Here is a 24,276-nt window from a genome sequence, read left to right as displayed (position 1 = left end):
ATGTCCGATACCGTTTCCCTGAGCCAATTCCGCCCCGGTGACCGCGGCGTCATCGTGAAGGTCGGCGAGCACTGCCACCATCAGGACCATGGGGTGGAGCTGGAGCGCCGGCTGATCGAACTGGGCTTTGTCGAAGGCGCGCGGATCGAACTGTTGCACGAGGGCCTGTTCGGCCGGGATCCGATGGCGCTGAAGGTCGACGACATGCGCGTGGCCCTTCGACGGCACGAGGCCGCAAGCCTGATCGTCCGCGTCGACGGAGCCGTCGCCTGATGGACATGCAGGTGCGCACGGCCCGGGTCGCCCTGGTCGGGAATCCCAACAGCGGCAAGACGGCCCTGTTCAACGCCCTGACTGGCGCACACCAGAAGGTCGCCAACTATGCGGGCGTCACCGTCGAGCGGAAGGAAGGCCTGATCCGCGCCGGCGACGGCCGGTCGATGTCGGTGCTCGACCTGCCTGGCACCTATTCCCTGCGCGCCCGCAGCCCGGATGAGGAAGTCACCCGTGACGCCGTCCTGGGCCAGCTTGAAGGCGAGATTCCGCCAGACGTGATCGTGGCTGTGGCGGACGCCACCAACCTGCGACTGGTGTTGCGTCTGGTCCTTGAGCTGAAGGCCGTCGGGCGACCCATGGTGCTGGCGCTCAACATGTACGACATCGCCCAGCGCCAAGGGCTGCGGATCGATCTGGAAAAACTTCAGGCCGAACTGGGCGTGCCTGTCATCCCGACTACCGCCACCCGGCGGCGGGGGATCGAGGACCTGATCGCCGCCATCGAAGGCGTAGCCGGCGTACAGTCCGCGACGGCCGAGAACGTCTGGTCCGCGCCTGATGCCGACGCCCTGCGCGGCAAGGCCCGTGAGGCCGAGCGGATCATGCGGGCCTGCGTGAAGCCGCCAGAGCGGCCGGACACGCTGACGGGCCGGATCGACTCCGTGTTGCTGCATCCCGTGGCCGGGCTGGCGATTCTGTTCGCCCTGCTGTTCGTCATGTTCCAGGCCGTCTTCACATGGGCGACGCCGCTGATGGACGGGATCGAGGGCAGCCTCGGCGCGCTGGGCGGGCTGGTGGCGACCGTCGTTCCCGACGGGATCTGGCAGAGCCTGATCGTCGACGGCCTGATCTCGGGTGTCGGCAGCGTGCTGGTCTTCCTGCCGCAGATCCTGATCCTGTTCCTGTTCATCATCCTGCTGGAAGACTTCGGCTATATGGCCCGGGCCGCCTTCCTGATGGACCGGATCATGGGTGGGGCCGGGCTGCATGGCCGCGCCTTCATTCCGCTTCTCTCCAGCTTCGCCTGCGCCATTCCCGGCGTCATGGCGGCGCGGGTGATCGACAGCAAACGCGACCGGCTGACGACTATTATGGTCGCCCCGTTGATGACCTGCTCGGCGCGCATTCCGGTCTATGTGCTGATCATCGGCGCCTTCATTCCCGACCAGACGGTCTGGGGCTTCGTCAGCCTGCAGGGGCTGGTGATGTTCGGCCTGTACGCCGCCGGCATCGTCAGCGCGCTGATCGTCTCCTTCGTGATCCGCAAGGTGTTCTGGAGAGGCGCGGTCGAGCCGTTCATGATGGAGCTGCCGGCCTACAAGACCCCCGATTTCAAGAGCGTGCTGTTCAATCTCTGGCTCCGCGCCCGCATCTTCCTGGAGCGGGCGGGGCGGATCATCCTGCCGTTGATGATCATTGTCTGGGCGCTGTCGACCTTCCCCTATCCGCCCGAGGGCGCGACCCAGCCGGCCATCGACTATTCCTTCGCCGGCATGATCGGAAAGGCGCTGGAGCCCCTGTTCGCGCCGATCGGCTTCAACTGGGAAATGGTCATCGCCCTGATCCCCGGCATGGCCGCGCGTGAGGTCGCCGTGGCGGCGCTGGGCACCGTCTATGCGGTAGCAGACCCCGAGAGCGCCGGGAGCGTGCTGGGTGCGACGCTGGCCGCCAACTGGTCGCTGGCGACGGGTCTCGCCTTCCTGGCCTGGTACATCTTCGCGCCCCAGTGCGTGGCGACGCTGGGCGTGGTCAAGCGCGAGCTGAACTCGTGGAAATGGATGTGGGTGATGGTCGTCTACATGTTCGGCCTCGCCTATCTGGGCGCTTTCATCACCTATCGCGTCGCCGTGGCGATGGGCGGCGGCTGAGGGCTTGACCCGGCGGCGCTCAGGTCGAGACTGCCGGGATGACTGAAGAACCTGAACTGTACCCCGTCGATCCGGCATGGGCGGCCCGCGCCCATATGAACCGTGAGACTTACGAGGCCGCCCGGATCGCCGCACGCGAGACGCCGGACCTCTTCTGGGCAGAGCAGGCGAAGCGCCTCGACTGGATCACCGCGCCGACGAAGATCAAGGACGTTAGCTTTGACAAGGCCGACTTCCGCATCCGCTGGTTCGAGGATGGCGTCCTGAACGTCGCGCACAACTGCGTCGACCGGCATCTGGCCGAGCGGGCCGACCAAACGGCGATCATCTGGGAAGGCGATGATCCCGACCAGTCCGGCGGCCTGACCTATCGGCAGCTGCATGCCGAGGTCTGCCGCATGGCCAATGTGCTCAAGGGCCTTGGCGTTGTGAAAGGCGATCGGGTCACGATCTACCTGCCGATGATCCCGGCGGGCGCCGTCGCCATGCTGGCCTGCGCCCGGATCGGCGCGGTCCATTCGGTCGTGTTCGGCGGCTTTTCGCCGGACAGCCTGGCGGGCCGGATCGAGGATTGCGGCTCGAAGGTCGTGATCACCGCCGACGAAGGCCTGCGCGGCGGCAAGCGGGTGCCTCTGAAGGCCAATGTCGACGCAGCGCTGGAGAAGGTCAGCGTGGACAAGGTGCTGATCGTCTCGCACACAAATGCCGACGTCCCGATCGTAGAGGGCCGCGATGTCCGATACGGCGAGGCCAAGCAGGGCGTCTCCGAAGAGTGCCCATGCGAGCCGATGAACGCCGAGGATCCGCTTTTCATCCTCTACACCTCCGGCTCGACCGGGAAGCCGAAGGGCGTCCTGCACACGACAGGCGGCTATCTGTTCTGGGCGTCGTGGACGCATGAGTTGGTGTTCGACTACCGCCCGGGCGAGGTGTTCTGGTGCACCGCCGATGTCGGCTGGGTGACCGGCCACAGCTATGTTGTTTACGGCGCGCTGGCCAATGCGGCCACGACGCTGATGTTCGAGGGCGTGCCCAACTATCCGGATAACAGCCGCTTCTGGCGGGTCGTGGACAAGCACCAGGTCGAGATTTTCTACACGGCCCCGACCGCCCTGCGGGCCCTGATGCGTGACGGCGATGCGCCGGTGAAGTCGACCAGCCGCAAGTCGCTGCGCCTGCTGGGCACGGTCGGGGAGCCGATCAATCCTGAGGCGTGGCGCTGGTATCATGAGGTGGTGGGCGAGGGACGTCTGCCGATCGTCGACACCTGGTGGCAGACCGAGACGGGCGGCATCCTTGTCTCACCGCTGCCGGGGGCGACGGATCTGAAGCCGGGGTCGGCGACGAAGCCCCTTCCGGGGGTGGAGCTGGAACTGGTTGATGCGGACGGGGCCGTGCTGGATGGCGAGGCGTCCGGCAATCTCTGCATCACCGACAGCTGGCCGGGCCAGATGCGCACCGTCTACGGCGACCATCAAAGGTTCTTCGAGACCTATTTCAGCGCCTATCCCGGCAAGTATTTCACCGGCGACGGCTGCCGACGGGACGCGGACGGCGACTACTGGATCACGGGGCGGGTGGACGACGTCATCAACGTCTCCGGCCACCGTATGGGCACCGCCGAGGTCGAGAGCGCGCTGGTGCTGCATGACGACGTGGCCGAGGCGGCGGTCGTCGGCTTTCCGCACGACATCAAGGGGCAGGGCATCTACGCCTATGTGACGCTGAACGCGGGCGTCGAGCCGACGGAGGACCTGCGCAGGGCGCTGGTCGCCCATGTGCGCAAGGAGATCGGGCCCATCGCGGCACCGGACGTGATCCAGTGGGCTCCGGGCCTGCCCAAGACGCGATCCGGCAAGATCATGCGTCGCATCCTGCGAAAGATCGCGGAGAACGAGGTGCACGCGCTCGGCGACACCTCGACGCTCGCGGACCCGGGAGTGGTGGACGATCTGGTTCGAAACCGGGCAATGGCCAGCAAGTAGAGGCCGCTTCGTCGCGGACCCGTCTTTTCGGGACTTCATTTCGTATCTGCATGACCGGCGCCGGGGATGCGTTCCGGCATGCATTCCGGGACCGGTGAGGAAGCGCGACATGCAAGGACCGGTCAACATAATCGTCGGAGCGGCAGGCGGCGTGGGCCGGGCGTTGGCGTCCGAGCTTTCGGGGCGAGAGTCCGCCGGTCTGATCGTCGGTCTGGCGCGGTCGCGGCCTGTCGACTGGCCGGATGACGATCGTCATCTTTTTCTGGAAGCCGACATCACCCGCGAGGCCTCGCTTGAGGCGGCGGCCGACCCACTGAAGACGATGGGTGCGATCAGGCGAATCGTCGTCGCGACGGGCCTTCTTCACGCCCCCGGGGTGACGCCCGAGAGATCCATGAAATCCATCGAACCCGAAGCGTTGGCGCGCCTGTTCGAGATCAACGCTATCGGTCCGGCCCTGATCGCAAAACATTTTCTACCGCTGATGTCGCGGGACGGACCATCAGTGTTCGCCGCCTTGTCCGCACGGGTGGGCAGCATCGGGGACAATCGGCTGGGCGGTTGGTATGGCTATCGGGCGTCGAAGGCCGCGCTGAACATGCTGGTCGCGACTCTCGCCGTCGAGTATCGGCGCACCCATCCGCAGGGGATCTGCGTCGCGCTTCACCCCGGAACCGTCGAAACGAAGCTGAGCGCCCCGTTCCGGCAGGGAGCCGCCACGCGGCCGGCGAGACTTGCGCCTCGGGACGCCGCTCAGGCTCTGTTGAAGGTTATGGACGGTCTCAAACCGCAGGATACCGGCAAGTTCTTCGCTTGGGACGGCGCGGAAATCCCGTGGTGATCCCCGCGGCGGTGGAGGCCGCCACTGTGGCCTCAGACGAGCTACATTTCGTGGTCTCGGGTGTTGACCCGGTCCGGCCAGACCGACGGCGTGCGTGGTAAATTGGAGAGCTTGATGTCCTCAGATCAGTCGTCCGTCATCGTCTGGTTTCGTCGTGATCTGAGACTTGCGGACAATCCGGCCCTTGCCCACGCCGTCGCGACGGGACGACCGATCGTGCCGGTCTATATTCTCGATCGGGACGAGAATCCCGCCCCCGGCGGCGCCGCGAAGTGGTGGCTCGACAAGTCACTGAAGGCGCTGGACATAAGTCTGACCGCCGCGGGATCACCCCTTGTTCTGCGAAGCGGTCACGCCGAACTCGAACTGCCGAGGCTGGCGGGGGAAGTCGGGGCCGGACTGGTCGTCATGAACCGCCTTTTCGAGCCCGTCGCCTGGGCCCGGGACGCGGAAATCGCTCACGAGCTCAAGTCGGCGGGAGTTGATTGCAAGGGATACAATGGCAGCCTGCTGTGCAGCCCCGGTTCGGTTTTGAACGGGTCGGGCCAGCCCTACAAGGTGTTCACCCCGTTCTCGAAATCCCTCCTTTCGACCGCCGAGCCCCGCGATCTCGGACCGGCCCCGACAGGACTGTCCTCCGTTCCAGGAACAGGGTCGGAGGCGATTGAGGACTGGAATCTGCAGCCCTCATCTCCGGACTGGTCAACGGGGTTCGACTGGAGCCCGGGGGAGATTGGCGCACGCCGGGCTCTGGAAGAGTTCATCAAGGGAGGGCTTGCCCGGTACAGCTCAGGTCGCGACAGGCCTGCTGAACAGGGCAGCAGCAGATTGTCTCCGCATCTGCACTGGGGCGAACTCCACCCATGGCGCGTCGTGGAATCGGTCCGGGCCGCGGCGGAGTCCGGCAAGGCGCCGAAAAGCGAAGCTGAAGCCTTCGTGCGCGAGATCGTCTGGCGTGAGTTCTCCGCTCACCTGCTTCACCATTTCCCCCGGCTGCCAGAACGCGCCTTCCGTCCGGAATACGACGCCTTCGAATGGCGCGACGATCCCGCGGGGTTTGAGGCCTGGACACGGGGTCGGACGGGCTATCCGATCGTCGACGCCGGTATGCGTCAGCTCTGGACGACGGGCTGGATGCACAACCGGGTCCGGATGATCGTCGCCTCCTTCCTCGTGAAGGATCTGCTGATCGACTGGAGGCGGGGCCAGGCGTGGTTCTGGGATACCCTCGTCGATGCGGATCTGGGCAACAACAGCCAGAATTGGCAGTGGATCGCCGGGTCAGGCGCCGATGCATCGCCGTTTTTCCGGGTCTTCAACCCGACGACCCAGGGCGAGAAGTTCGACCCCAAGGGTGACTACGTCCGACGCTGGGTTCCCGAGCTGGCCGCCCTGCCGGCGAAATGGATTCACACCCCGCATGACGCACCGTCTGACGTTCTGTCGGCCGCGGGCGTGACGCCCCGGACCTATCCCAAGCCGATCGTCGATCACAAGGCGGCCCGGGAGCGTGCGCTGGCGGCGCTGAAGCAGATCGCGCGCGCCGACTGACCGATCCCGGGGGTTAGAGCAGCAGGTCTGACGCCAACGGCTTTCAAACGCCCTATGAGGCGGGAATGGTGCCGGCTGCAGGAATCGAACCCGCGACATCCAGTTTACAAAACTGGCGCTCTACCAACTGAGCTAAGCCGGCTTACCGTTTGACGGGCGCCCTTATGCTGTCGCATGGGCGATGACGCAAGACGGGACCGCACATGCCGACATCCTTCGCCCAGATCGCGCCGATCCTCATGCTGGCGGCGTCCAACATCTTCATGACCTTCGCATGGTACGGACATCTGAAGTTCGGGTCGAAGCCGCTGTGGCTGGTGGTGATCGTCAGCTGGGGGATCGCCTTCTTCGAATACTGCCTCGCGGTGCCGGCGAACCGGATCGGGCATCAGGTCTATTCGGCGGCGGAGCTGAAGACGATGCAGGAGGTGATCACCCTTCTGGTGTTCGCCGTCTTCTCGGTCACCTTCCTCGGCGAGAAGCTGACCATGAATCATGCGGTCGGCTTCGCCCTGATCTTCGCGGGCGCGTGGTTCGTGTTCCGGGGGCCGCTCTAGTCCAGTTCGGCGGCGATGCGGTCCGCGAGCGCGCGCAGGGCCTCGGTGTCGGCCATGGGCGCGTGGCCGTGGCCCTTCATCTGCCGGCCCGCCCACCGCGGCACGATGTGGAAATGCAGGTGGAAGACGGTCTGTCCGCCCGCCTCGCCATTGTACTGGAAGACCGAAAAGCCGTCCGGCTTCAGCGCCTTCTGGATGGCGTGAGCGGTGCGTTGGGTCGCAGCCACGACCTTCTGGAGGGCCTCGGGCTCGATCTCAAGCAGGGTACGGGCGGTCGAGGTCTTCGAGATGATCAGGACGTGGCCTTCCGACTGAGGGAAGACGTCCATGAAGACGAGCACGTCGTCGTCCTCCCAGACCTTCACGGACGGGATCTGGCCGCGCAGGATTTTCGCGAAGACGTTATCGGGATCGTAGGCGGCGTGAAGGGTCATGGCGGGCTCCGTCCGGCGAGCATAACGGGGACCTCGACGGATGGGGAGCCGGATCGCGGTTCGGGTGTTATGGTCAAGCTGAGAGGAGACGCCGCATGCTTCGTTTTATCGTCCAGTTTCTGGTGACCGCGCTGGCTCTTTGGCTGGCGGCGCAAGTCGTCACGGGGGTCGGCTTCAGTGATACGACGTCCCTGCTGCTGGCGGCCTTCCTGCTGGGGATCGCCAACGCCGTGGTGCGGCCGATCCTGACGATCCTCACCTTCCCGCTGACCATCATCACCTTCGGCCTGTTTCTGCTGGTCGTGAACGCGGCGGTGATCGGACTGGTGGCGGCGCTGCTGCCGGGGTTTGCGGTCAACGGTCTCTGGGCCGGGATCGGAGCGGCGATCGTGACCGGCGTGGTCAGCTGGATCGCGGGCTGGTTCATCGGCGCACCCGAGGTCGAGCGGCGACGCGACTGATCTAGTCGACGTTCCGCCGGAAAGGCGACAGCTCTTCCGTCATGGCATGCATCTCCGCCTCCACCGATGGACGCTCCCGCTCGAGATAGTGGGCGACAGGTCCCCGCAGCGCCGGGTCGGCGATGTAGTGGGCTGAGTAGACGGGAGAGGGCAGGTAGCCCCGGGCGATCTTGTGCTCCCCTTGCGCCCCGGCCTCGACGCGCGACAGACCACGCGCGATGGCGAACTCGATGGCGCGATAATAGCAGAGCTCGAAGTGCAGGAACGGGACCTCTTCCAGCGCGCCCCACTGACGGCCGTACAGGGCGTCGCGGCCGATAAGGTTGAGCGCGCCGGCGATCGGCGTCCCGTCGCGGAAGGCCATCACCAGGGCGATGCGGTCAGCCATCGTCGCGCCGATGCGGCTGAAGAAGTCGCGGGTCAGGTAGGGGCGGCCCCACTTTCGCGAGCCCGTGTCCATGTAGAAGGCGAAGAAGGCGTTCCAGTGGGAGTCCTCGATCTCCGCACCGGTCAGGACGCGAATATCGAGCCCGGCCTGCGCTTCGCGGCGCTCGCGGCGGATGGTCTTGCGCCGGTTGGAGGACAGGGCGGACAGGAACTCGTCGAAGGTCTGATAGCCGCCGTTGCGCCAGACGTACTGGATGTCCTGCCGACGCAGCAGGCCGGCCTCGCCCATGGCGTCCCAGTCGCCGCGATCGGGGAAATTTACGTGCAATGACGAAGCGCCCAACCGCTCCGTCAGCGCCAGCGCGCCCTGCAGCAGGGCCTCGCGGACGGTGGCGTGGTCGGCGTCGGGGTGAGCGAGGAAGCGCGGACCGGCAGCGGGGGTAAAGGGCACGGCGCCCAGCAGCTTGGGATAGTAGCGGCCGCCGGCCCGTTCGTAGGCGTCGGCCCAGCTGTGATCGAAGACGTATTCGCCCTGGCTGTGACCCTTGAGCCAAAGCGGCATCACGCCAATGACGCGGCCGTCGTCGTCGCTCAGCGCGAGGTGGCGGCCGGCCCAACCCTGACGGGGGACCGCACTCCCGGACGCCTCGCAGGCGTCAAGAAAGTCATACGAGACGAACGGATCGCCCGACGGAGCGGCGCAGGCGTCCCACGCGCTCCGTCCGATGTCGGCGACCCGATCGTTGACCCGTATCGTGAAACTCACCGCACCTCGACGATCGCATCGACCTCGACGGCGAAGCCGAGGGGCAGTTTGTAGACGCCGACGGCGGAGCGGGCGTGGCGGCCCTTGTCGCCGAACACCTCGACCATCAGGTCCGAGCAGCCGTTGATGACGGCGGGAATGGCTTCGAAGTCGCCAGCGGCCTGGACGAAGCCTCCCAGCTTGACCACGCGCACGACGCGCTCAAGATCGCCGTCCAGTGCGGCCGAGATCTGGGCCAGCAGGTTGACGCCGCACATGCGCGCGCCCCTGACCGCGTCGTCCTGCGAGACATCAGCGCCGACCGTGCCCTTGAGTCCGCCCGAGGCGTCGTTCGACAGTTGTCCAGAGATGTGGAGCAGATTGCCCGTCTGGACGTAGGGCACATAGTTCGCGACCGCCTTGGCGGGTTCGGGCAGGCTGATGCCGAGTTCGGCGAGGCGGGCGGCGACGGTCATGGGATGCTCCTTGATTTGGCGGCGGTTTAGCGCGGCGCAAGGGCATGCGGAAGCTTGGACCTGTGGAAGGTCCGCCGGCGCAGCCTGTCGCCCGGCTGTTTCGATCAACTTCGCCTTGGGTTACGCTCGGGACCATGCCCAAGACCGTACCCACAGATGTCCCGGTCGCCGACTTCATCGCAGCGGTCGAAAATCCGACCCGCCGTGCCGACGCCGAGGTCGTGCAGACCATGCTGGCGGAGATAACCGGCGAGCCTGCCGTGATGTGGGGACCGTCGATCGTGGGCTATGGCAGCTACCGGAGCCCGACCGGCGACTGGCCGATCATCGGCTTTTCACCGCGCAAGGCGGAGCTGGTGCTTTACGTGCTGGGCGACGTCCCCGGGCAGGACGAGCTGCTGGCGAAACTCGGCAAGCACAAAACCGGCAGCGCATGCCTGTATGTGAACAAGCTGGCCGATATAGACATGTCCGTGCTGCGCGAGCTGACGAAGCGGTCAGTCGCCCGGATGCGGGAAAAATATTCGACCTAGCCTGCGCCGTAAGCGTCGAAGAACGGCTTCAGCTTGTCCTCATAGCGTTTCCACGCCTCCTTGGACGAGGCGTACATGGGCTTGCGGACCTGGGCGAAGCTGGCGGTGGTGACGGCGCGTTCGGTCTTGTGGAAATCGCGGACGCCGTCCTCCCACTCCAGGCCGGCGTGGGCGATGATGCGGCGCATCCACGTTTCGGGATCGTCGACCAGCGCTTCGTAGGGCACCGTCAGCAGGTCATCCCCCAGCACGGCCGACCAATGCGCGTGCAGACGGTCCTGTCCCCGGAAATAGGCGGCGATGTCGGCCATTGAGCGTGTCCAGTCGACGCCGCGGGCGAAGCGGGTGCGGTAGCAGGACCAGGCGATGCCGGCGGGATGGCGACGCAGCCAGATCAGCTTTGCGCCCGGGAGAACCTGACGGATCAGGCCGAGATACTGGGTCTGGTTCAGCGTCTTGTCGACGAACCGTACGCCCTTGCCGAAGCGCTCGTCGGCAAGATGCAGGTAGGCCTTCGCGATCCGGGTCGGCAGCGTGGCTCCGTCCGGGCGGGAGAAGGCGGCGCGGACTTCCTCAGGCGTATAGCCGGGGATGGCCATGGCGGCCGGCCTGAACAGGTTGGCCTCGGCGCCGTCGGCGACCTGCGAATGGCTGACCAGAATCTGTTCGACCAGCGTGGTGCCCGAACGAGGGAGGCCGAGCACGAAGATCGGGCGTTCGCTGTGCTCCTCGCTCTTCGGGAGGCTGTCGATGAAGGCGCGGTCGTAGCCTTTGACGACGGCATCGACGAAAGCCTTGTTCCGCTCGGCGTTGAAAGTGCTGTCGATCTTCTGCAGCCGCGCCGCCTCGTCGAAGCAGGCGAAGGCGCGGTCAGTTTCGCCTGCATCATCCAGCGCCTTGCCGAGCGCATACAGCAGCACGGTGCGATTCTGGCGATGGGCCTCCGACGTTCCGATACGTTCGAGCAGCGCCTCCATCTGCGCGATATCGGGGTCGCCGGGTGCAAACTTCTTGATATCGGCGATGACGTGCCAGGCGTTCTCGGCGCCCAACGCGACCGTCGGCAGGGCGATGGCGCGGCGGAGGTTGGCCTCGGCAGTCGCATGGTCGCCCAGCTGGACCTGACAGGTGGCGAGAAAGTGCAGCACGGCCGGGTCGTTCGGTCGCTGCCGGAGCAGGGCCGCCGCCTGACGCGCCGCCTCGTCGGCCCGCCCGTTCTGCATCAGTAGTTGGGCGTAGGCGAGGTGGTTCTCGGCCGTCGGCTGGGCCTGAATCTGGCGGCGGGCGGCTTCGAGGGCCAGTGAGACCTCGCCGATCGTGGCCGCCATCCGGGACACCGAACCCCACTTGCCGCCGAGGGGCGGGTTCATCTGGATCGCCTTGGCCAGCAGGTATGCGGCGTCGTCGCGCTCGCGCGCCTTGAAGGCGTCCACGGCGGCGTTGATCAGCTGGGCCCCGTCGGCCGGCTGGCCTTGCATCGTATCGGACATGCCCCGAGCGCTACCGGGCTGGACGCCTCGCCGCAAGGCCGACTATGACCCGCCGGTGACAACCCCCGGCAGGCACAGATTCGAGGCGCTGGATTCCCTGAGGGGAGTCTGCGCGGTGCTGGTCGTAGCGTTTCACATGCCGCTGGCTGCACACTGGCGCGACTGGCCGCTGATCCAGCACGGCTATCTGTTCGTCGACTACTTCTTCGTTCTGTCCGGTTTTGTGATCGCGCACGCCTATGCGGAGCGGCTGAAGACGCCGAGCGACGCCGGGCGGTTCATGGTGCGGCGGCTCGGGCGGGTGTGGCCGCTGCATGTTCTTGTGCTGGCCGCCTTCATCGGGCTGGAGCTTCTGCGGTTGTGGACTCACTTCGACGCCATCACACCGTTCGCGCGGGATCGGTCGGTCGAGGCGATCTTCACCAACCTGCTGCTGATCCAGGCCTATGACATTCACGGCTATCTGACGTGGAACGGGCCGTCGTGGACGCTGAGCGTCGAGGTCGGCTGCTACATCGTGTTCGCGGCGCTGCTGTTGCTGCTTCCGGGGCGGAAGTCCGGGGTGTGGCGCTGGGTCGGGGCGGCGCTTGCCGTTATGGGCGCGGTCATCGTCGTGACTCAGGCTCCTCGCTGGATGAATACGACGCACGACTTCGCCTTCTTCCGTGCGCTGTACGGCTTCTTCCTCGGCTGCCTGCTACAGGGCTGCTGGACGCGGCTGCCGCGGCTCAGGGGAGGGTGGGCGACGGCGCTCGAGATCGCGAGTGTTCTCGCAATCGGCCTGTTCGTGGCGTGGGCGCAGGGTCCTTTCGCCGTGCTGGTGACTCTTTTGTTCGTGCTGGGCGTCTGGGTGTTCGCCGGCGAGGGCGGAGCCTTGTCGCGCCTGCTGAACGCACCGGCGCTGGTCACGCTCGGCCGGTGGTCGTTCGCGATCTACATGGTGCACATGTTCGTCCTGACCGTTCTGCTGATCCTCGCGAGGAAGCTGGGCTGGATGCCCAATGGTCGCCGCATCGATTTCGGCTCGCCGTGGGTGAACGACCTGTTCGGCATCGCCTTGTTCCTGGGCATCGTGGCTCTGGCGGTCGTCGTGCATCGGCTGGTCGAGGTTCCGGCCCAGCGCTGGATCGACAGCAAAACCAAACCGAAGGCGGCCTGATCGCTCAGGCGGCCAGACGGAAGTCCTCGGCCGGGGCGAAGACAGGGCGGGCTTCGTCCCACAGCGCGTCCTCATCGGCGTAGCGGGCCGACAGCCGGGCGTCGATCACGTCGATCACCTGCTCTTCAAGACGATCCCAGATCACGGCCAGATCGCCACAGCCCTCGGCCTCGCAGGGCACGATCAGATAGCGGTTGGCGGCGATTGCGGCGTGGGGGGCGAAGGCGCGGGCCATGTGAAGTTCTCCGGGACGGGTGTCTCTGTCGATGTTGTGACTATGAACCGGCGTTGCGTCAGAAACGGTCGTATCCTATGGGTTGTGCATGCGACACGAGAAGGCGGCGATGGTTCTGGATCTGGCGCGGCGGATGGCCGCCAGCGCTGAGGGGCTGACGCTGGACGAGATGGCGCGTGGGCTCGATGTCGGCCGGCGGACCGCCGAACGCACAAGGGACGCCGTGCTGTCCCTGTATCCGCAGGCCGAAGAGGTGTCGGACCCGCCGAACAAGCGCTGGCGCATCCGCGGCGGGCTGTCGGCCTTCGAACAGGCCCCAACGGCCGAGGAGTTGGTCGAACTGGCCAAGGCCGCTCAGGGATTGCGGCTCGCGGGCGAACCGGCCCGGGCGGCGGCGCTGGAGGAATTGGAGCGTAAGCTGAAGTCCGCGATGCGCTCGACGACCTTGAACCGGCTTGCGCCCGATCTTGAAGCCTTGGTGCGTGCGGAGACGATCGCCGTGCAGGCTGGGCCGCGTCCGTCGGCGGACGAGGCTGTGCTCGCGGAAATCAGGCAGGCGGTGCTGGCCGGCCAGCCGCTGGGCTTCATCTACAGCCGGCCCGGCGCTGAGGCCCGCCGCCGGTCGGTCGCGCCCTGCGGCGTCATGTTCGGCCGCGCCAACTATCTGGTCGCCGCCGATCGCGAGAGCGGCCGCATCCAGACCTTCCGCCTCGACCGCATGAGCGGTGTCCGGGCCGAGGCGGGCAGTGCGTCGCCGCCCGCCGACTTCGATCTGTCCGTCTTCGCCAGCCAGTCCTTCGGCATCTATCAGGACGAGATCGAGAATGTGGTCCTGCGGGTATCGCAGGAGGGCGCGACCGAGGCCCGCGCCTGGCGCTGGCACCCGACACAGGCCATCGAGGACGAGCCGGACGGCGGCGTCATCGTCCGCTTTCGCGCCTCGGGTATGCGCGAACTGGCGTGGCACCTGTTCACCTGGGGCCATCAGGTCACCATCGTCGCGCCGCCCCGCCTGCGGGCCGTGATGAAGGGCGAGCTTGAGGCGGCCGGGCGGGCGTTGATTACAGAGGCCTAGGCCGCCCTGGCTTCAGCGTGGCTGGGCAGGTTCACGACGAGGCTGAGCAGATCGGACGCGTCGAAGGGTTTGGCCAGGTGGCGGTCGGCGCCGGCGTCCTCGGCGGCGGTGATGTGTTCGGCCAGTGCGTTGGCCGTCAGCATCACGATGGCCGAGCGGGGCAAGCCCATGGCGACTTCGTGCAGGCGGATCTCGCGAGTTGCGGTCAGGCCGTCCATGACGGGCATCTGCATGTCCATTAGGATCAGGTCGAAGGCGGTTTCGCGCGAGGCGTGGACAGCCTGGGCGCCGTCCTCGACGGAGGTCAGGTCGACGTGCGCCTGCGCAAGGATCATCTCAACCACCTTGCGGTTCACCGGGTGGTCGTCGGCCAGCAGCACCCGAACGCGATCGCCGCCGTGGGCCACGGCGTAGTCGATCGCCTGGGGGGTGGCCGGGGCGGCGGCGGGACGCCACGGCAGGGTCAGCATGAAGGCCGAACCGCCGCCGGGCTCGCTTTCGCAATCCAGATGCCCGCCCATCATCTCGGCCAGCTGGCGCGAGATGGCGAGGCCGAGGCCTGAACCGCCGAACTTGCGGGTGATCGCCCCGTCCGCCTGCTCGAAACGGCTGAACAGCCGGTCGCGCGTGGCGCTGTCGAAGCCGATTCCCGTGTCCTCGATAGAGAAGCGGATCGTGGGATGAAGCGAAGCGGGGCCGGGCGCGACAGTCAGGCCGACGAAGCCTTCGCTGGTGAACTTCACGGCGTTGGAGACGAGGTTCGTCAGGATCTGTTTGACCCGCACGACATCGCCCGACGCCCAGCTGTCGACGGCGGGATCGATCTCGACGAAGAACTGTAGGCCCTTCTCGCGAGCGTTGGCGCCGTAGAGCTGGGCCGCCTCGCGGACGGCGCGGCCGAGGTCGAAAGCCTCATCCGCCAGTTTCATCTGGCCGGACTCGACACGGGCGAGGTCGAGCAGGTCGTTCAACAGCACCTGCAGCGTGTCGCCGGACGACTTGATCAGGTCGACCATCTCGGTCTGCTGGGGCGTCATGGAGGTGCTGGCCAGCACCTGGGCCACGCCGATGACGCCGTTCAGCGGCGTGCGGATTTCGTGGCTCATATTGGCGAGGAACTGGCTCTTGGCCGTATTGGCGGTCTCGGCGGCGTCCCGGGCTTCGGACAACTCCTGCGCCGCACGTTTCAGGTCCGTGATGTCGTTGACCACGGTGACGATGCCTCCTTCGGCGGTGCGTCGTTCCTGAATGCGCAGCCAGCCGTCGCCGATGATGTGCTGCTCGAAGGTGTTGGGCAGGTCCTGACGCGCCGCCATCCGCTCTGCGATCCAGGCCTCTTCCCGACCGTGGGCGTCCGCATACAGGCCGTCACGGATGCCGATATGGAGAACCTCGCGGAAGGTCATGCCGGGAACGAGCTTCGAGCTCAGCTCCGGATTCACCTCGTCGTAGCGGGCGTTCCACAGCACCAGACGATCGTTGGCGTCATAGAAGGCCATGCCGTCGGGCATGGCGTCGACGGCCTCCCGGATCTGGGCGATCGCACTGTTGCGGGACCAGTAGACGAGCCCGCTGAGGAAGCCGGCGATGGCGATGATCACCGCGACGGCGCCGGTGGCCGACGCCTGGATCGTCTCGGCGGGGAGAGAACCCGGCGAGAACTCGACGGCCGGATCGACGGCGACGATCAGGGCGGAGACGGTCAGGAAGTGTGCGACGATCACCGACGCCGCGGCCAGCCAGGACGCCAGCAGAAGCCGTTTGAAGCTGGTGGCCGTATTCAGCGTGGCGCCGAGCCCGCCCAGCGCACCGCTGACCAGGACGCTGAGCCAGATCATGCCGGTGTCCCAGCTCAATGACCGATGTTGAACCTCGATCCCGCGTACGCTCAGCAGCACCATGACCACGACGATCACCACGCCCGCAGAGCCCGAAAGGGCGCGCCACGGCGCGGTCTTGCCGCGGATCGAGATGATAAACGTCGTCATTACGGAGGCGACGGCCGCGCCATAGGAGGCGAGCGTCAACCAGCCGTCGTAACGGATCGGCTGATCGAAATGGAAACCCTGCATGGCGACGAAGTGGGTCGACCACAGGGTCAGGCAACCCACCAGCATCGAAGCGACGCCCTTGAGGCCACGTCCGCGGTGAGGCCCGCTGCGAGCGTCCGCCAGCAGCTTGAACGCCATCGGCACGCCCACAAGGGCGATGACGACCGCCAGCGTGGTCCAGCGCCAGTCATGCGCTGACATCACTGTCTGGTAGATGCGATCCAAGGTTGTCCCCACGAGATGACCAAGGATCGCTCAAAGGGGTGAACAAAAAGTGGGCGTCAGACCCTCAGGCGTTGACCTGATCGGGAACAGCGAACTGGAACGTGCGCCCCACAACCTTTGCGGGGTTGATCTGGGCGCCGTCGCGGCGAACCTCGAAATGCAAGTGAGGCCCGGTGGACCGGCCGGTGGTTCCCACCAGACCGATGCGACCGCCTTCACCGATGCTGTCGCCCGAGGCCACGTCGATACGGCTCAGGTGGCCGTACAGGGTGGTCATGCCGTTGGGGTGGCGTAGTTCGATGAAGCGGCCGTAGCCATGCGGATCGAACCCGGTGCGAACGACCTGACCTTCGGCGGCGGCGTAGACGCCGGTGCCGATCGGGGCGGCGATGTCCACGCCCTCATGCCGTCGTGCCGCGGCTTCACCGGCCAGACGGCGCAGGCCGAAAGCCGAGTTGACGGCATAGCCGCGCACGGGGCGTTCAAAGACCAGTTCACGCAGGACCGGCCCGGCGGGCCCCGCAACGGCGGTCACGGGCGGCGTTTCCGGTACGGCGAAGCCTTCGACAGGGACGGGGTCCGGCGTCTCGGTCAGGGGCGCGGCGGCCATGACCAGCACGGCGGTCGCGGCCAGGGCCACGGCGTGGCCGGAGTGGGAGAGAAACGACCGAACGGTCGGCAACAGGCGTCGCATGGCGGCGTCGGCTCCGTCTGGGCTCGGGAAGAGCGGTGAACGGGCGTCGGCGACGCCCAGGTCGGCGGCGCTGCTCAGCGCCTGCGAACGGGCGTTTCTACCGTTTCATGGGGCCGCTTTGGGGCGGAAGGGAGCGTCAGGTGGTCGCAGGCGGGAACGAAAAGGGCGCGGAGCCGAAGCTCCGCGCCCTCAATTCCTCGCCAGCGTAAGCGTCAGCGCAGCGAGATGCTGTAGGTCAGCGCGCCCATATGGCTGTCGGCGGCGTCGCCGAAGCGACCGCGATAACCGAAGGACAGCTTGCCCGGGCCGATGTCGGCTTCGACGCCGGCCGAGGCGATGATGCTGCCGCCGAACGGATCGTCGAACTCGCGCGACAGCACCTGCGCCGGGTTGCCCAGAATGCCGACACGCACGGCCTCGCTATTGTCGCTGAGGCTGTCGCGATAGCCGCCTTCGGCCCAGAAGCTCATTCCGTCGCCGCCGCCTTCGGCGCGCAGCGAGATTTCGCCCGTGGTCGCCTCCATCTTGCGGTCCTCGTAGCGGTATTCAGCCGCCGCACCGGTCTCGTTGTAGCCGTTGACGTCCATCGAGATCACGCTGACCGCTGCGCGGGGAGACAGGGCGATGCCGCCCATGTCGAACCACATGCCGCCCTGCAGCCGGGCGCCGAGGCCGCCGCCGTCGGTTTCGGCGGAGTGGACGATCGGCGCCAGCGAGGTGACGCGGGTGATATCCTTGTACTTGTCGATCGACCCGCCCGCGACAGCGTTGACGAACACCGATCCCGAACGCCAGCCGGCGTAGATGTCCATCGCGTAGCTATCGAGGTCGAAGCCCATCGGCCCGGCCTCGACCTCGGCGGTGCGGAAGGTGCCGGTCAGACCGAAGCGCAGGGAGTCCGACAGGGCGTGGTCCAGCCCCACACGACCGCCCCAGCCGTCGGCCTTGGCCTCGGCGACGGGGCCACGCGCGTCGGTTTCGACGCTGTCGCCAATGACGGCGAAGGTCATGTTGGTGCCGGGCTCCCAGGCGTCACGTCCGCCCAGAACCTCGGACGACAGGTCCATCAGGTCCTCGCGCTGGCGCATGGCGGTCTCGCCCTGCACCGTCGATTGGGCGCCGAGGTCGCCATAATACAGATAGTCGTTGGCCAGAGTCGCCAGCAGCCGGTGCCCCGCGGCGGTCGGGTGAACGCCGTCCCAGTACAGGTAGGTGTCGGGCGCCGAGCAGACCGTGACGCCGTTGAAGCAGGACGCGGTGACATTGGTCAGGCCGAAGTCGCCGGGGCGGGCGGCCAGCACGTCGCTGACCTTGTAGAGATCCAGCAGGATAATGTTGGTCCCGGGCCGCGCGGCCGCGGTGGCCATCAGATTGGTGGCGAGCGCGCTGTTGAACTGCTGCCCGGCGAAGTCCGCCAGAGCCATGCCGCTCGCGCCCGTCGCGCGGAACTGGGGCGTGATGCCCAGTCGCGGCAGGTTGGAGACTAGGATGGTTCCCGCGCCAGCGCCCGCGACGCTGTTGACGATGAAGTTGATGTCGGTGGCGGCCGCACCGGCTACCGCCTGGATGGTCGACTGGGCCGTCGTGGGGCTGGCGGCTGCGCCCGGGAAGGCCTGGAAGATATTGTTGGCGCCGCCAAGGATGCTCACCAGATCGGTGGAGCTGAAGGTGCCGCCCGCGCTGGTGTAGGCGAGCAACTGGTTACGCATTCCGGGCGGAGATGCTGCGCTGTCCGTGCGGGCGCCGCCGAAGGCGTAGTTGACGCTGCCGGTGACCGGAGCGCCCGCGGTGAACCGGCCCGCGTTGAAGCCCAGCAGCTCGGTGAAAACCGGCCCGTTCGAGAATCGGCCCTGGAAATATGGCGGCGACGTCGGCTGGCCGGAAACGGCATACAGGTTGCCGTTGTCGCTCAGGCTGTCGCCGAACACGACGAGGCGGTTGTAGCTCTGGGCCTGGGCGGCCGTGGCGACGGCTCCGAAGGCGGCGGCGGCAAGCGCGGCGCACGCGGCGGTGCGCAGAAAACGAGACATGGATGGTCCTCCCTCGGTCGTTCTTGGATACGACCGTTACGCGACAGTCTGCGCCCGTTCGCGCCCGGCGCAAGATGCCGTCGGGGAAGGTTCTAGTGGAGCATCCTGAACCGAAGCGTTCCGGCCACACTCCTCAGGGTGCCGAGGGAGTCCGGATCGTAGTCGCGGTCCACGTCGACGATGACGTAGCCGACCCGTTCGTCGGTCTTCAGATACTGTCCCAGCACGTTCAGACCAGCTCCGGCCAGCGCCTGGTTCAGCTCGGCCAGCACGCCCGGCTGGTTCCGGTGGATGTGCAGGATGCGGTGCCCGTCCTCGACCTCTGGAAGCTGCACATTCGGCAGGTTGACGCAGAATGTAGTGTCGCCCCGGTTCAGGTAGGACAGCAGCCGCTCGGCGGTGAATTCGCCGATCGCTTCCTGCGCCTCTTCCGTCGAGCCGCCGATGTGGGGGGTCAGGATAACGTTCTTCAGGCCGCGCAGGGGGCTGTCGAACGGGTCGCTGTTGGTCGCCGGCTCCTCAGGGAAGACATCCACCGCTGCGCCGCCGAGGCGGCCGGACCTGAGGGCCTCCACCATGGCGTCGATCTCCACGATGTGGCCGCGCGACAGGTTCAGCAGAACCGCGCCGGGTTTCATGGCTGCGAACTGGGCCGCGCCGAACAGGTTGGCGTTGGCGGAACGACCGTCGACATGCAGCGTCACCACATCGGCCTCGGCAAGCAAGGCGTTCAGCGACAGGTAGCGGCGGGCGTTGCCCATCACCAGACGCTCGGTCAGGTCATGGAAGATGACCCGCATGCCCAGCGCCTCGGCCAGTACGGACAACTGCGAGCCGATGGCGCCATAGCCGACGATGCCCAGCGTCTTGCCGCGCACCTCGCGCGAGCCGGTCGCTGACTTGTTCCACTCGCCCCGGTGCATGGCGGCGGACTTGTCGGTCATGTCGCGGGTCAGGGCGATCATGGCGCCGATGGCCAGTTCGACGACCGAGCGCGTATTCGAATAGGGCGCGTTGAACACGGCTACGCCCCGCTCGGCGGCGGCGGACAAATCGATCTGGTTGGTGCCGATGCAGAAGGCGCCGATGGCCAGCAGGCGGTCGGCGGCGTCCAGGACGCGCGGGGTCACCTGCGTCTTGGAGCGGATACCGAGGATGTGCACGCCCTTGATGCGTCGAACCAGTTCCCCCTCGCTGAGCGCGCCCTTGACCGTGTCGACGGCGTAGCCCGCGTCCTTCAGCCGGGCGACCGCCGCCGGGTGAATGTTCTCCAGCAGCAGGATGTTGATACGGCTGCGCGGGTAGGACCAGCGGCCGGTCAGGCCCTCGTTGTGAAGGACGTCGTCCAGCGTAGGCGCATCGGCGTCAGCGGCGGCGACCACCGGCTCGCGGCGGACGATTTCGGTGAAGGCGTAGAATCGATCAGCGGCACCGTCGCGTTTGACCTCTGCGTCCGTCCAGCCGTCACCGATCATCACCAGCGGCCGGGGCAGGTTCAGCGCGTTGAGCGCGATGGCCTTGCCGCCCGCGTGTGACAACTGATTTGCGTCGTCGACGCCCTCGACCCGACCGGCGGCGTCATAGACGAGGTCGTTGCACAGGACGCGGTCCGGCGGCACGCCCAGCCATTCCGCGAACGGCGCGATGATCTCGCGAAAGCCGCCCGAGACGATGACTACGCGCTCTGGGTTGTCGCGGAAGAAGTGCAGGTTTCGTCGGATCGACGGCGTGGCGTCGTCGAGGATGCGGGCGGCCAATGTCTGCACGTGTTCACGGGTGATCGGTAGCAGGGCCAACCGACGACGGAGGGCGTCGCCAAACCCCAGTTCGCCCGCCATCGCCTGATCGGTCAGGCGGGCGACCTCGGCCCGAAACTCATCAGCCTCCGGGCGCCCGGTCAGGCACAGGTCGGCCAGCGCCTCGAGCGTCTCAATGCGAACAAGGGTCGAATCGAAGTCAAAAACGAAGGTCGCGGCCTTTTCCATGCCGCGACCTTGGCCGACCTTCGCAGATGCAGCAACGCCGTAGGGGCGCAGCCGCGGTCAAAAACAGTGATCAGAGCCGTTCGGCGAGACCGCGCAGCTTGCTGTTCGGGCTACGGGCGTCCAGCGCAGCGGCGCCGACTGCCGCCGCGATCGTCGCCAAAGCCAGCAGGGCGCCGCCTTCCTTGGCGTGGTCGCGGGCGTAGGCGCCGGCCTCATTCGCGTAATGACGGGCGCGCTTGCCCGACTTCTTCAGCGCCTTGCGCGACGAGTGTTTGGTGTCGTGGAACCAGCGACGGCCACGGTGACGGGCGTCTTCGCCGAGGTCGGTCGCGCGTTCGCCGGCTTCTGACAGGCCATGACGAACCGTATCAGCCAGATCGGCGAATCGGCTGCCGAGACCCTCGGTATCGATCCAGCCGCGCGGATTGACGCGGCCGCGGAAGCTTTCCCATCGGGTCGGGCCCGTGCGCTGGTTCAGCAGGAGGGTGGCCAGACCGACGCCGGCCAGAACGGCGACCACGCCGCCGACGATGCCGGGATGTTTGCGGACTTCGGCCAGCACTGAGAAATCGCGAACCATGGGATAGTGAACCTCTTCGTCGAGGCCGTCTTCGGAAGGCTCGTAAAGCCCGTCGTCGAACGGCTGCCAGGCGGAACGCCTGTCCCGCATAAGGCTAGGAGCGAACCGGGCGAGAAGAGGTTCCGCCACGCCGGGCAAGGCGTTGTACAGGGTGGCGATCAGGCGGCCGCCTCCGCCGACGGTGATCTCGCGGATCGGGTGGGTCGCGCAGTACAGCACGGTGTCGGCCGCGACCCGCGTTGAGTAGACCGGCTGGGGGTTATGCACGGCGTAACCCGTCAGGTTTCGCGCGTGTTTGCTGTAGGGCGTATCCAGCGCCGCCGGCTTGACCAGCGACAGGCTGATCTTGGCGTCGTCGCGGATCAGCTCCATTCGCAGCGCATTGGTGAAGCCCTTCACCGCATGCTTGGACGCCGAATAGACGCCCTGAACCGGCATGGGCGCGTCGGACAGCACCGAGCCGATGTTGATCACCGAGCCGCCCCAGGGCCTTTCGCGCAGGTGCTCGACCGCCACCAGCGATCCGTTGACCACGCCCCAGTAGTTGGTCTCGAACAGGCGTCGCTGGTCCTCCATCGTGGTCTCCCGGATCGGGCCGAAGATCGAGACGCCGGCGTTATTGATCCAGGTGTCGAACCCGCCGAACAGGCGTCGGCACCTGTCCGCCGCCTCGGCCAGAGCGTCGTAGTCGGCCACATCCGCGACCGCGAAGGCGACACGGGCGCCCGTGCCCTGCAGCTCCTCGCACAGCGCCTTCAGATCCTTCTCGCCGCGCGCGATCAGGAAGACGCAGGCTCCGGCCTGAGCAGCCCGCCGCGCCACCGCCAGACCGATGCCCGAGGTCGCGCCGGTGATGACGATGCCCTGCTTGTTCAGCGGCTTCAGATGAAATCTGCTCATGGCGCTCAATATCCTCGCCAATTCCTGGTCCGGCAACTCGGAATGACGGCGCCCTGCAAGGCCTTACGTTTGGCCCGATCGGCGCCTATCTAGGCGACCTTCCGAGATCGACGCCAAAGAGGACCGCCGTGACCGATCACGCGCACACGACCGCCGACGACCTGGCCGCCGCCTTTCAGATCGAGGGCTGGCCCGTGCGCGGCCGCCTGGTCCGTCTGGGCGAGACCATCGACGCCATCCTGTCTGCCCACGCCTATCCGGAGCCGGTAGCCGCCCTGCTGGGCGAAGCGTGCGCGCTGGCGGCGCTGGTGGGCTCCAGCCTGAAGTTCGAGGGCCGGCTGATCGTGCAGGCGCAGGGCGACGGGCCCGTGCGCTACGTAGTGGCTGACTATGGCACCGACGGCCACCTGCGCGGCTACTGCCGGTTTGATGAGGATGAGGTGGCGGCAGCGTCGCAGGGTTTCGCGCGACCGGGCGCCAAGACGCTGCTGGGCGAAGGCGTATTCGTGATGACACTGGATCGCGGGCCCGACTTCGAACGCACGCAGGGCATCACGCCGATCGAGGGCGAAAGCTTGTCGCTGGCGGCCGAGCATTATTTCCAGCAATCGGAACAACTGCCGACCAAGGTGCGGCTCTCGGTCGGACAGGTCACGACGGATACCGCAACCGGCTGGCGCGCCGGCGGGGCGCTGATCCAGTTGATCGCCGCCGACGACGCCCGTGGCTCTACCGAAGAGGTCTGGGACCGTTCGCGCGCCCTGTTCCAGACCCTGGCCGATGACGAGCTGCTGGACCCGACGATCACACCGGAGACCCTGCTGTTCCGACTGTTCCATGAGGACGGTGTGCGCCTTGAGGACGCCCGACCCCTGTCGGCTCAGTGCCGCTGCTCCAAGGACCGTATCGGCGCGGTGCTGGCCTCGTTCGGCGAGGACGAGCGGGCGGACATGGTCGAGGACGACGGCAAGATCCGCGTGACCTGCGAATACTGCGCGACGGTCTATGAGCTGGAGCCGGCGGAAATCACCGTTGGCTGAGGCCTAGCTACCCAGATCCAGCGAATACCCGGCCGAGCGCACCGTGCGGATCGGGTTGACCGTGCCGTCAACGTTCAGGGCCTTGCGCAGGCGGCCGACGTGGACGTCGACCGTGCGGGCCTCGACGTAGACGTCCGAGCCCCAGACGGCGTCCAGCAGCTGTTCGCGGCTGAAGACCCGGCCCGGGTGTTGCATGAAGTGGTCCAGCAGGCGGAATTCGGTGGGGCCGAGGTGGATCTCGTTGCCGGCGCGGCGGACGCGGTGGGCGACCCGGTCGATGACGATGTCGCCGTGGTTGATGCGGTCGTCCGCCAGACCCGGGCGGATGCGGCGCAGGACGGCGCGGATGCGGGCGATCAACTCAACCATCGAAAAGGGCTTGGTCAGGTAATCGTCGGCGCCGGTGTCGAGACCGCGCACACGGTCGGTTTCCTCGCCGCGCGCGGTCAGCATGATGATCGGCAGGTTGCGCGTCTCGGGCTTGCCCCGGATGCGACGGCAGACCTCGATGCCCGACAGCTTGGGCAGCATCCAGTCCAGCAGGACCAGATCGGGCAGTCGCTCGTCGATCTGGAGCATGCCTTCCTCGCCGTCGGAAGCGACGACGACGCGGTAGCCTTCCTTTTCGAGGTTGTAGGACAGCAGCGTCGCCAGCGCGTCCTCGTCTTCCATCACCAGAACATAGGGCTGCACGTCGG

Annotated in this window: 22 protein-coding genes, 1 tRNA gene and 1 pseudogene; 11 read left to right on the top strand and 13 right to left on the bottom strand. The window is 66.8% G+C overall.

The features are described 5' to 3' along the window. The 5 genes from ACIQC9_RS07555 (at window position 1) to ACIQC9_RS07535 (ending at window position 6,521) form a co-directional block, all read left to right on the top strand. Window positions 1–273, top strand: a complete 273-nt coding sequence (locus ACIQC9_RS07555; protein WP_400614049.1) for a ferrous iron transport protein A — start codon at window positions 1–3, stop codon at window positions 271–273. Then, window positions 273–2,144, top strand: coding sequence for a ferrous iron transporter B (locus ACIQC9_RS07550; protein ID WP_400614047.1), 1,872 nt, complete (start codon window positions 273–275; stop codon window positions 2,142–2,144). Before ACIQC9_RS07555 ends, ACIQC9_RS07550 begins: the two co-directional genes overlap by 1 nt. Window positions 2,145–2,182: 38 nt before the next feature. Beyond that, a complete protein-coding gene (gene acs / locus ACIQC9_RS07545; RefSeq protein WP_400614045.1) occupies window positions 2,183–4,129 on the top strand; it encodes an acetate--CoA ligase in 1,947 nt (648 codons plus the stop codon). A 109-nt stretch (window positions 4,130–4,238) separates the two neighbouring features. Further along, complete coding sequence (locus ACIQC9_RS07540; RefSeq protein WP_400614043.1) at window positions 4,239–4,970, top strand: SDR family NAD(P)-dependent oxidoreductase; 732 nt, start codon at window positions 4,239–4,241, stop codon at window positions 4,968–4,970. 114 nt (window positions 4,971–5,084) lie between these two features. Continuing rightward, a complete protein-coding gene (locus tag ACIQC9_RS07535) occupies window positions 5,085–6,521 on the top strand; it encodes a cryptochrome/photolyase family protein (protein WP_400614041.1) in 1,437 nt (478 codons plus the stop codon). A gap of 66 nt (window positions 6,522–6,587) precedes the next feature. Here ACIQC9_RS07535 and ACIQC9_RS07530 read toward each other — a convergent pair. Then, window positions 6,588–6,663: transfer RNA gene (locus ACIQC9_RS07530), tRNA-Thr, on the bottom strand. A gap of 61 nt (window positions 6,664–6,724) precedes the next feature. Here ACIQC9_RS07530 and ACIQC9_RS07525 point away from each other — a divergent pair. Further along, window positions 6,725–7,078, top strand: a complete 354-nt coding sequence (locus ACIQC9_RS07525) for a DMT family protein (protein ID WP_400614039.1) — start codon at window positions 6,725–6,727, stop codon at window positions 7,076–7,078. Here the strand turns inward: ACIQC9_RS07525 and ACIQC9_RS07520 are convergent. Beyond that, window positions 7,075–7,512, bottom strand: coding sequence for an HIT family protein (locus ACIQC9_RS07520; protein WP_400614037.1), 438 nt, complete (start codon window positions 7,510–7,512; stop codon window positions 7,075–7,077). The two genes, ACIQC9_RS07525 and ACIQC9_RS07520, sit on opposite strands and share 4 nt — an antisense overlap. Window positions 7,513–7,607: 95 nt before the next feature. Here ACIQC9_RS07520 and ACIQC9_RS07515 point away from each other — a divergent pair, with 95 nt between their 5' ends. Further along, the gene (locus ACIQC9_RS07515) at window positions 7,608–7,973 is read left to right on the top strand and encodes a phage holin family protein (protein ID WP_400614035.1); all 366 of its coding nucleotides are present in this window, start codon (window positions 7,608–7,610) and stop codon (window positions 7,971–7,973) included. A gap of 1 nt (window position 7,974) precedes the next feature. On the opposite strand, the gene ACIQC9_RS07510 is transcribed toward ACIQC9_RS07515, so the two are convergent. Then, entirely contained in the window at window positions 7,975–9,126 is a 1,152-nt protein-coding gene (locus ACIQC9_RS07510; RefSeq protein ID WP_400614034.1) for a GNAT family N-acetyltransferase, read from the bottom strand. Next, complete coding sequence (locus ACIQC9_RS07505; RefSeq protein ID WP_400614032.1) at window positions 9,123–9,581, bottom strand: RidA family protein; 459 nt, start codon at window positions 9,579–9,581, stop codon at window positions 9,123–9,125. The genes ACIQC9_RS07510 and ACIQC9_RS07505 overlap by 4 nt, the downstream gene beginning before the upstream one ends. 134 nt (window positions 9,582–9,715) lie before the next feature. Here ACIQC9_RS07505 and ACIQC9_RS07500 point away from each other — a divergent pair, with 134 nt between their 5' ends. Beyond that, entirely contained in the window at window positions 9,716–10,114 is a 399-nt protein-coding gene (locus ACIQC9_RS07500; RefSeq protein ID WP_400614030.1) for a DUF1801 domain-containing protein, read from the top strand. Here ACIQC9_RS07500 and ACIQC9_RS07495 read toward each other — a convergent pair. After that, entirely contained in the window at window positions 10,111–11,604 is a 1,494-nt protein-coding gene (locus tag ACIQC9_RS07495) for a sulfotransferase (protein WP_400614028.1), read from the bottom strand. The two genes, ACIQC9_RS07500 and ACIQC9_RS07495, sit on opposite strands and share 4 nt — an antisense overlap. Between ACIQC9_RS07495 and ACIQC9_RS07490 the strand changes: the two genes are divergently transcribed. Beyond that, window positions 11,603–12,763: an acyltransferase family protein gene (locus ACIQC9_RS07490; RefSeq protein ID WP_400614026.1), complete on the top strand. Its 1,161-nt coding sequence runs from the start codon at window positions 11,603–11,605 to the stop codon at window positions 12,761–12,763. The genes ACIQC9_RS07495 and ACIQC9_RS07490 overlap by 2 nt on opposite strands. Window positions 12,764–12,767: 4 nt before the next feature. Here ACIQC9_RS07490 and ACIQC9_RS07485 read toward each other — a convergent pair whose 3' ends face one another. Further along, complete coding sequence (locus ACIQC9_RS07485) at window positions 12,768–12,998, bottom strand: hypothetical protein (protein ID WP_400614024.1); 231 nt, start codon at window positions 12,996–12,998, stop codon at window positions 12,768–12,770. 88 nt (window positions 12,999–13,086) lie between these two features. Here ACIQC9_RS07485 and ACIQC9_RS07480 point away from each other — a divergent pair, with 88 nt between their 5' ends. Then, on the top strand, window positions 13,087–14,073 hold the full coding sequence (locus tag ACIQC9_RS07480) for a helix-turn-helix transcriptional regulator (protein WP_400614022.1): 987 nt from the start codon (window positions 13,087–13,089) through the stop codon (window positions 14,071–14,073). On the opposite strand, the gene ACIQC9_RS07475 is transcribed toward ACIQC9_RS07480, so the two are convergent. The 6 genes and pseudogenes from ACIQC9_RS07475 to ACIQC9_RS07450 form a co-directional block, all read right to left on the bottom strand. Then, the gene (locus ACIQC9_RS07475) at window positions 14,070–16,349 is read right to left on the bottom strand and encodes an ATP-binding protein (protein ID WP_400614020.1); all 2,280 of its coding nucleotides are present in this window, start codon (window positions 16,347–16,349) and stop codon (window positions 14,070–14,072) included. The genes ACIQC9_RS07480 and ACIQC9_RS07475 overlap by 4 nt on opposite strands. Before the next feature lie 64 nt (window positions 16,350–16,413). After that, window positions 16,414–17,043, bottom strand: coding sequence for a M23 family metallopeptidase (locus ACIQC9_RS07470; RefSeq protein ID WP_400614018.1), 630 nt, complete (start codon window positions 17,041–17,043; stop codon window positions 16,414–16,416). Window positions 17,044–17,255: 212 nt separating this feature from the next. Then, window positions 17,256–19,073 carry an autotransporter domain-containing protein gene (locus tag ACIQC9_RS07465; RefSeq protein WP_400614016.1) on the bottom strand — a complete coding sequence of 606 codons (1,818 nt, stop codon included), beginning with the start codon at window positions 19,071–19,073 and terminating at the stop codon, window positions 17,256–17,258. A gap of 92 nt (window positions 19,074–19,165) precedes the next feature. Next, window positions 19,166–20,395 carry a phosphoglycerate dehydrogenase gene (gene serA / locus ACIQC9_RS07460; RefSeq protein WP_400615421.1) on the bottom strand — a complete coding sequence of 410 codons (1,230 nt, stop codon included), beginning with the start codon at window positions 20,393–20,395 and terminating at the stop codon, window positions 19,166–19,168. A 135-nt stretch (window positions 20,396–20,530) separates the two neighbouring features. Beyond that, window positions 20,531–21,058 (bottom strand): annotated as a pseudogene (locus tag ACIQC9_RS07455) (HAD family hydrolase); the annotation flags it as partial. 70 nt (window positions 21,059–21,128) lie between these two features. Continuing rightward, window positions 21,129–22,538 carry an SDR family oxidoreductase gene (locus ACIQC9_RS07450; protein ID WP_400614014.1) on the bottom strand — a complete coding sequence of 470 codons (1,410 nt, stop codon included), beginning with the start codon at window positions 22,536–22,538 and terminating at the stop codon, window positions 21,129–21,131. A gap of 128 nt (window positions 22,539–22,666) precedes the next feature. On the opposite strand from ACIQC9_RS07450, the gene ACIQC9_RS07445 reads away from it, so the two are divergent. Beyond that, window positions 22,667–23,578: an Hsp33 family molecular chaperone gene (locus ACIQC9_RS07445; protein WP_400614012.1), complete on the top strand. Its 912-nt coding sequence runs from the start codon at window positions 22,667–22,669 to the stop codon at window positions 23,576–23,578. Between the two features lie 3 nt (window positions 23,579–23,581). Here the strand turns inward: ACIQC9_RS07445 and phoB are convergent, their stop codons facing one another. Continuing rightward, window positions 23,582–24,271, bottom strand: coding sequence for a phosphate regulon transcriptional regulator PhoB (phoB, locus tag ACIQC9_RS07440; protein ID WP_400614009.1), 690 nt, complete (start codon window positions 24,269–24,271; stop codon window positions 23,582–23,584). Window positions 24,272–24,276: the final 5 nt, after the last annotated feature.

The sequence above is a fragment of the Brevundimonas sp. NPDC092305 genome, assembly GCF_044755415.1.
Taxonomy (GTDB): Bacteria; Pseudomonadota; Alphaproteobacteria; order Caulobacterales; family Caulobacteraceae; genus Brevundimonas.
Note: the sequence above shows the minus strand (reverse complement) of the source record. Positions and strands in the feature narration are given on the sequence as shown.

Excerpts from the sequence above, each read along its gene's own strand:
- ACIQC9_RS07555 (WP_400614049.1), top strand. The coding sequence starts at position 1 with ATGTCCGATACCGTTTCCCTGAGCCAATTCCGCCCCGGTGACCGCGGC.
- ACIQC9_RS07550 (WP_400614047.1), top strand. The coding sequence starts at position 273 with ATGGACATGCAGGTGCGCACGGCCCGGGTCGCCCTGGTCGGGAATCCC.
- acs (WP_400614045.1), top strand. The coding sequence starts at position 2,183 with ATGACTGAAGAACCTGAACTGTACCCCGTCGATCCGGCATGGGCGGCC.
- ACIQC9_RS07540 (WP_400614043.1), top strand. The coding sequence starts at position 4,239 with ATGCAAGGACCGGTCAACATAATCGTCGGAGCGGCAGGCGGCGTGGGC.
- ACIQC9_RS07535 (WP_400614041.1), top strand. The coding sequence starts at position 5,085 with ATGTCCTCAGATCAGTCGTCCGTCATCGTCTGGTTTCGTCGTGATCTG.
- ACIQC9_RS07525 (WP_400614039.1), top strand. The coding sequence starts at position 6,725 with ATGCCGACATCCTTCGCCCAGATCGCGCCGATCCTCATGCTGGCGGCG.
- ACIQC9_RS07520 (WP_400614037.1), bottom strand. The coding sequence starts at position 7,512 with ATGACCCTTCACGCCGCCTACGATCCCGATAACGTCTTCGCGAAAATC.
- ACIQC9_RS07515 (WP_400614035.1), top strand. The coding sequence starts at position 7,608 with ATGCTTCGTTTTATCGTCCAGTTTCTGGTGACCGCGCTGGCTCTTTGG.
- ACIQC9_RS07505 (WP_400614032.1), bottom strand. The coding sequence starts at position 9,581 with ATGACCGTCGCCGCCCGCCTCGCCGAACTCGGCATCAGCCTGCCCGAA.
- ACIQC9_RS07500 (WP_400614030.1), top strand. The coding sequence starts at position 9,716 with ATGCCCAAGACCGTACCCACAGATGTCCCGGTCGCCGACTTCATCGCA.
- ACIQC9_RS07490 (WP_400614026.1), top strand. The coding sequence starts at position 11,603 with ATGCCCCGAGCGCTACCGGGCTGGACGCCTCGCCGCAAGGCCGACTAT.
- ACIQC9_RS07495 (WP_400614028.1), bottom strand. The coding sequence starts at position 11,604 with ATGTCCGATACGATGCAAGGCCAGCCGGCCGACGGGGCCCAGCTGATC.
- ACIQC9_RS07485 (WP_400614024.1), bottom strand. The coding sequence starts at position 12,998 with ATGGCCCGCGCCTTCGCCCCCCACGCCGCAATCGCCGCCAACCGCTAT.
- ACIQC9_RS07480 (WP_400614022.1), top strand. The coding sequence starts at position 13,087 with ATGCGACACGAGAAGGCGGCGATGGTTCTGGATCTGGCGCGGCGGATG.
- ACIQC9_RS07470 (WP_400614018.1), bottom strand. The coding sequence starts at position 17,043 with ATGCGACGCCTGTTGCCGACCGTTCGGTCGTTTCTCTCCCACTCCGGC.
- ACIQC9_RS07465 (WP_400614016.1), bottom strand. The coding sequence starts at position 19,073 with ATGTCTCGTTTTCTGCGCACCGCCGCGTGCGCCGCGCTTGCCGCCGCC.
- ACIQC9_RS07450 (WP_400614014.1), bottom strand. The coding sequence starts at position 22,538 with ATGAGCAGATTTCATCTGAAGCCGCTGAACAAGCAGGGCATCGTCATC.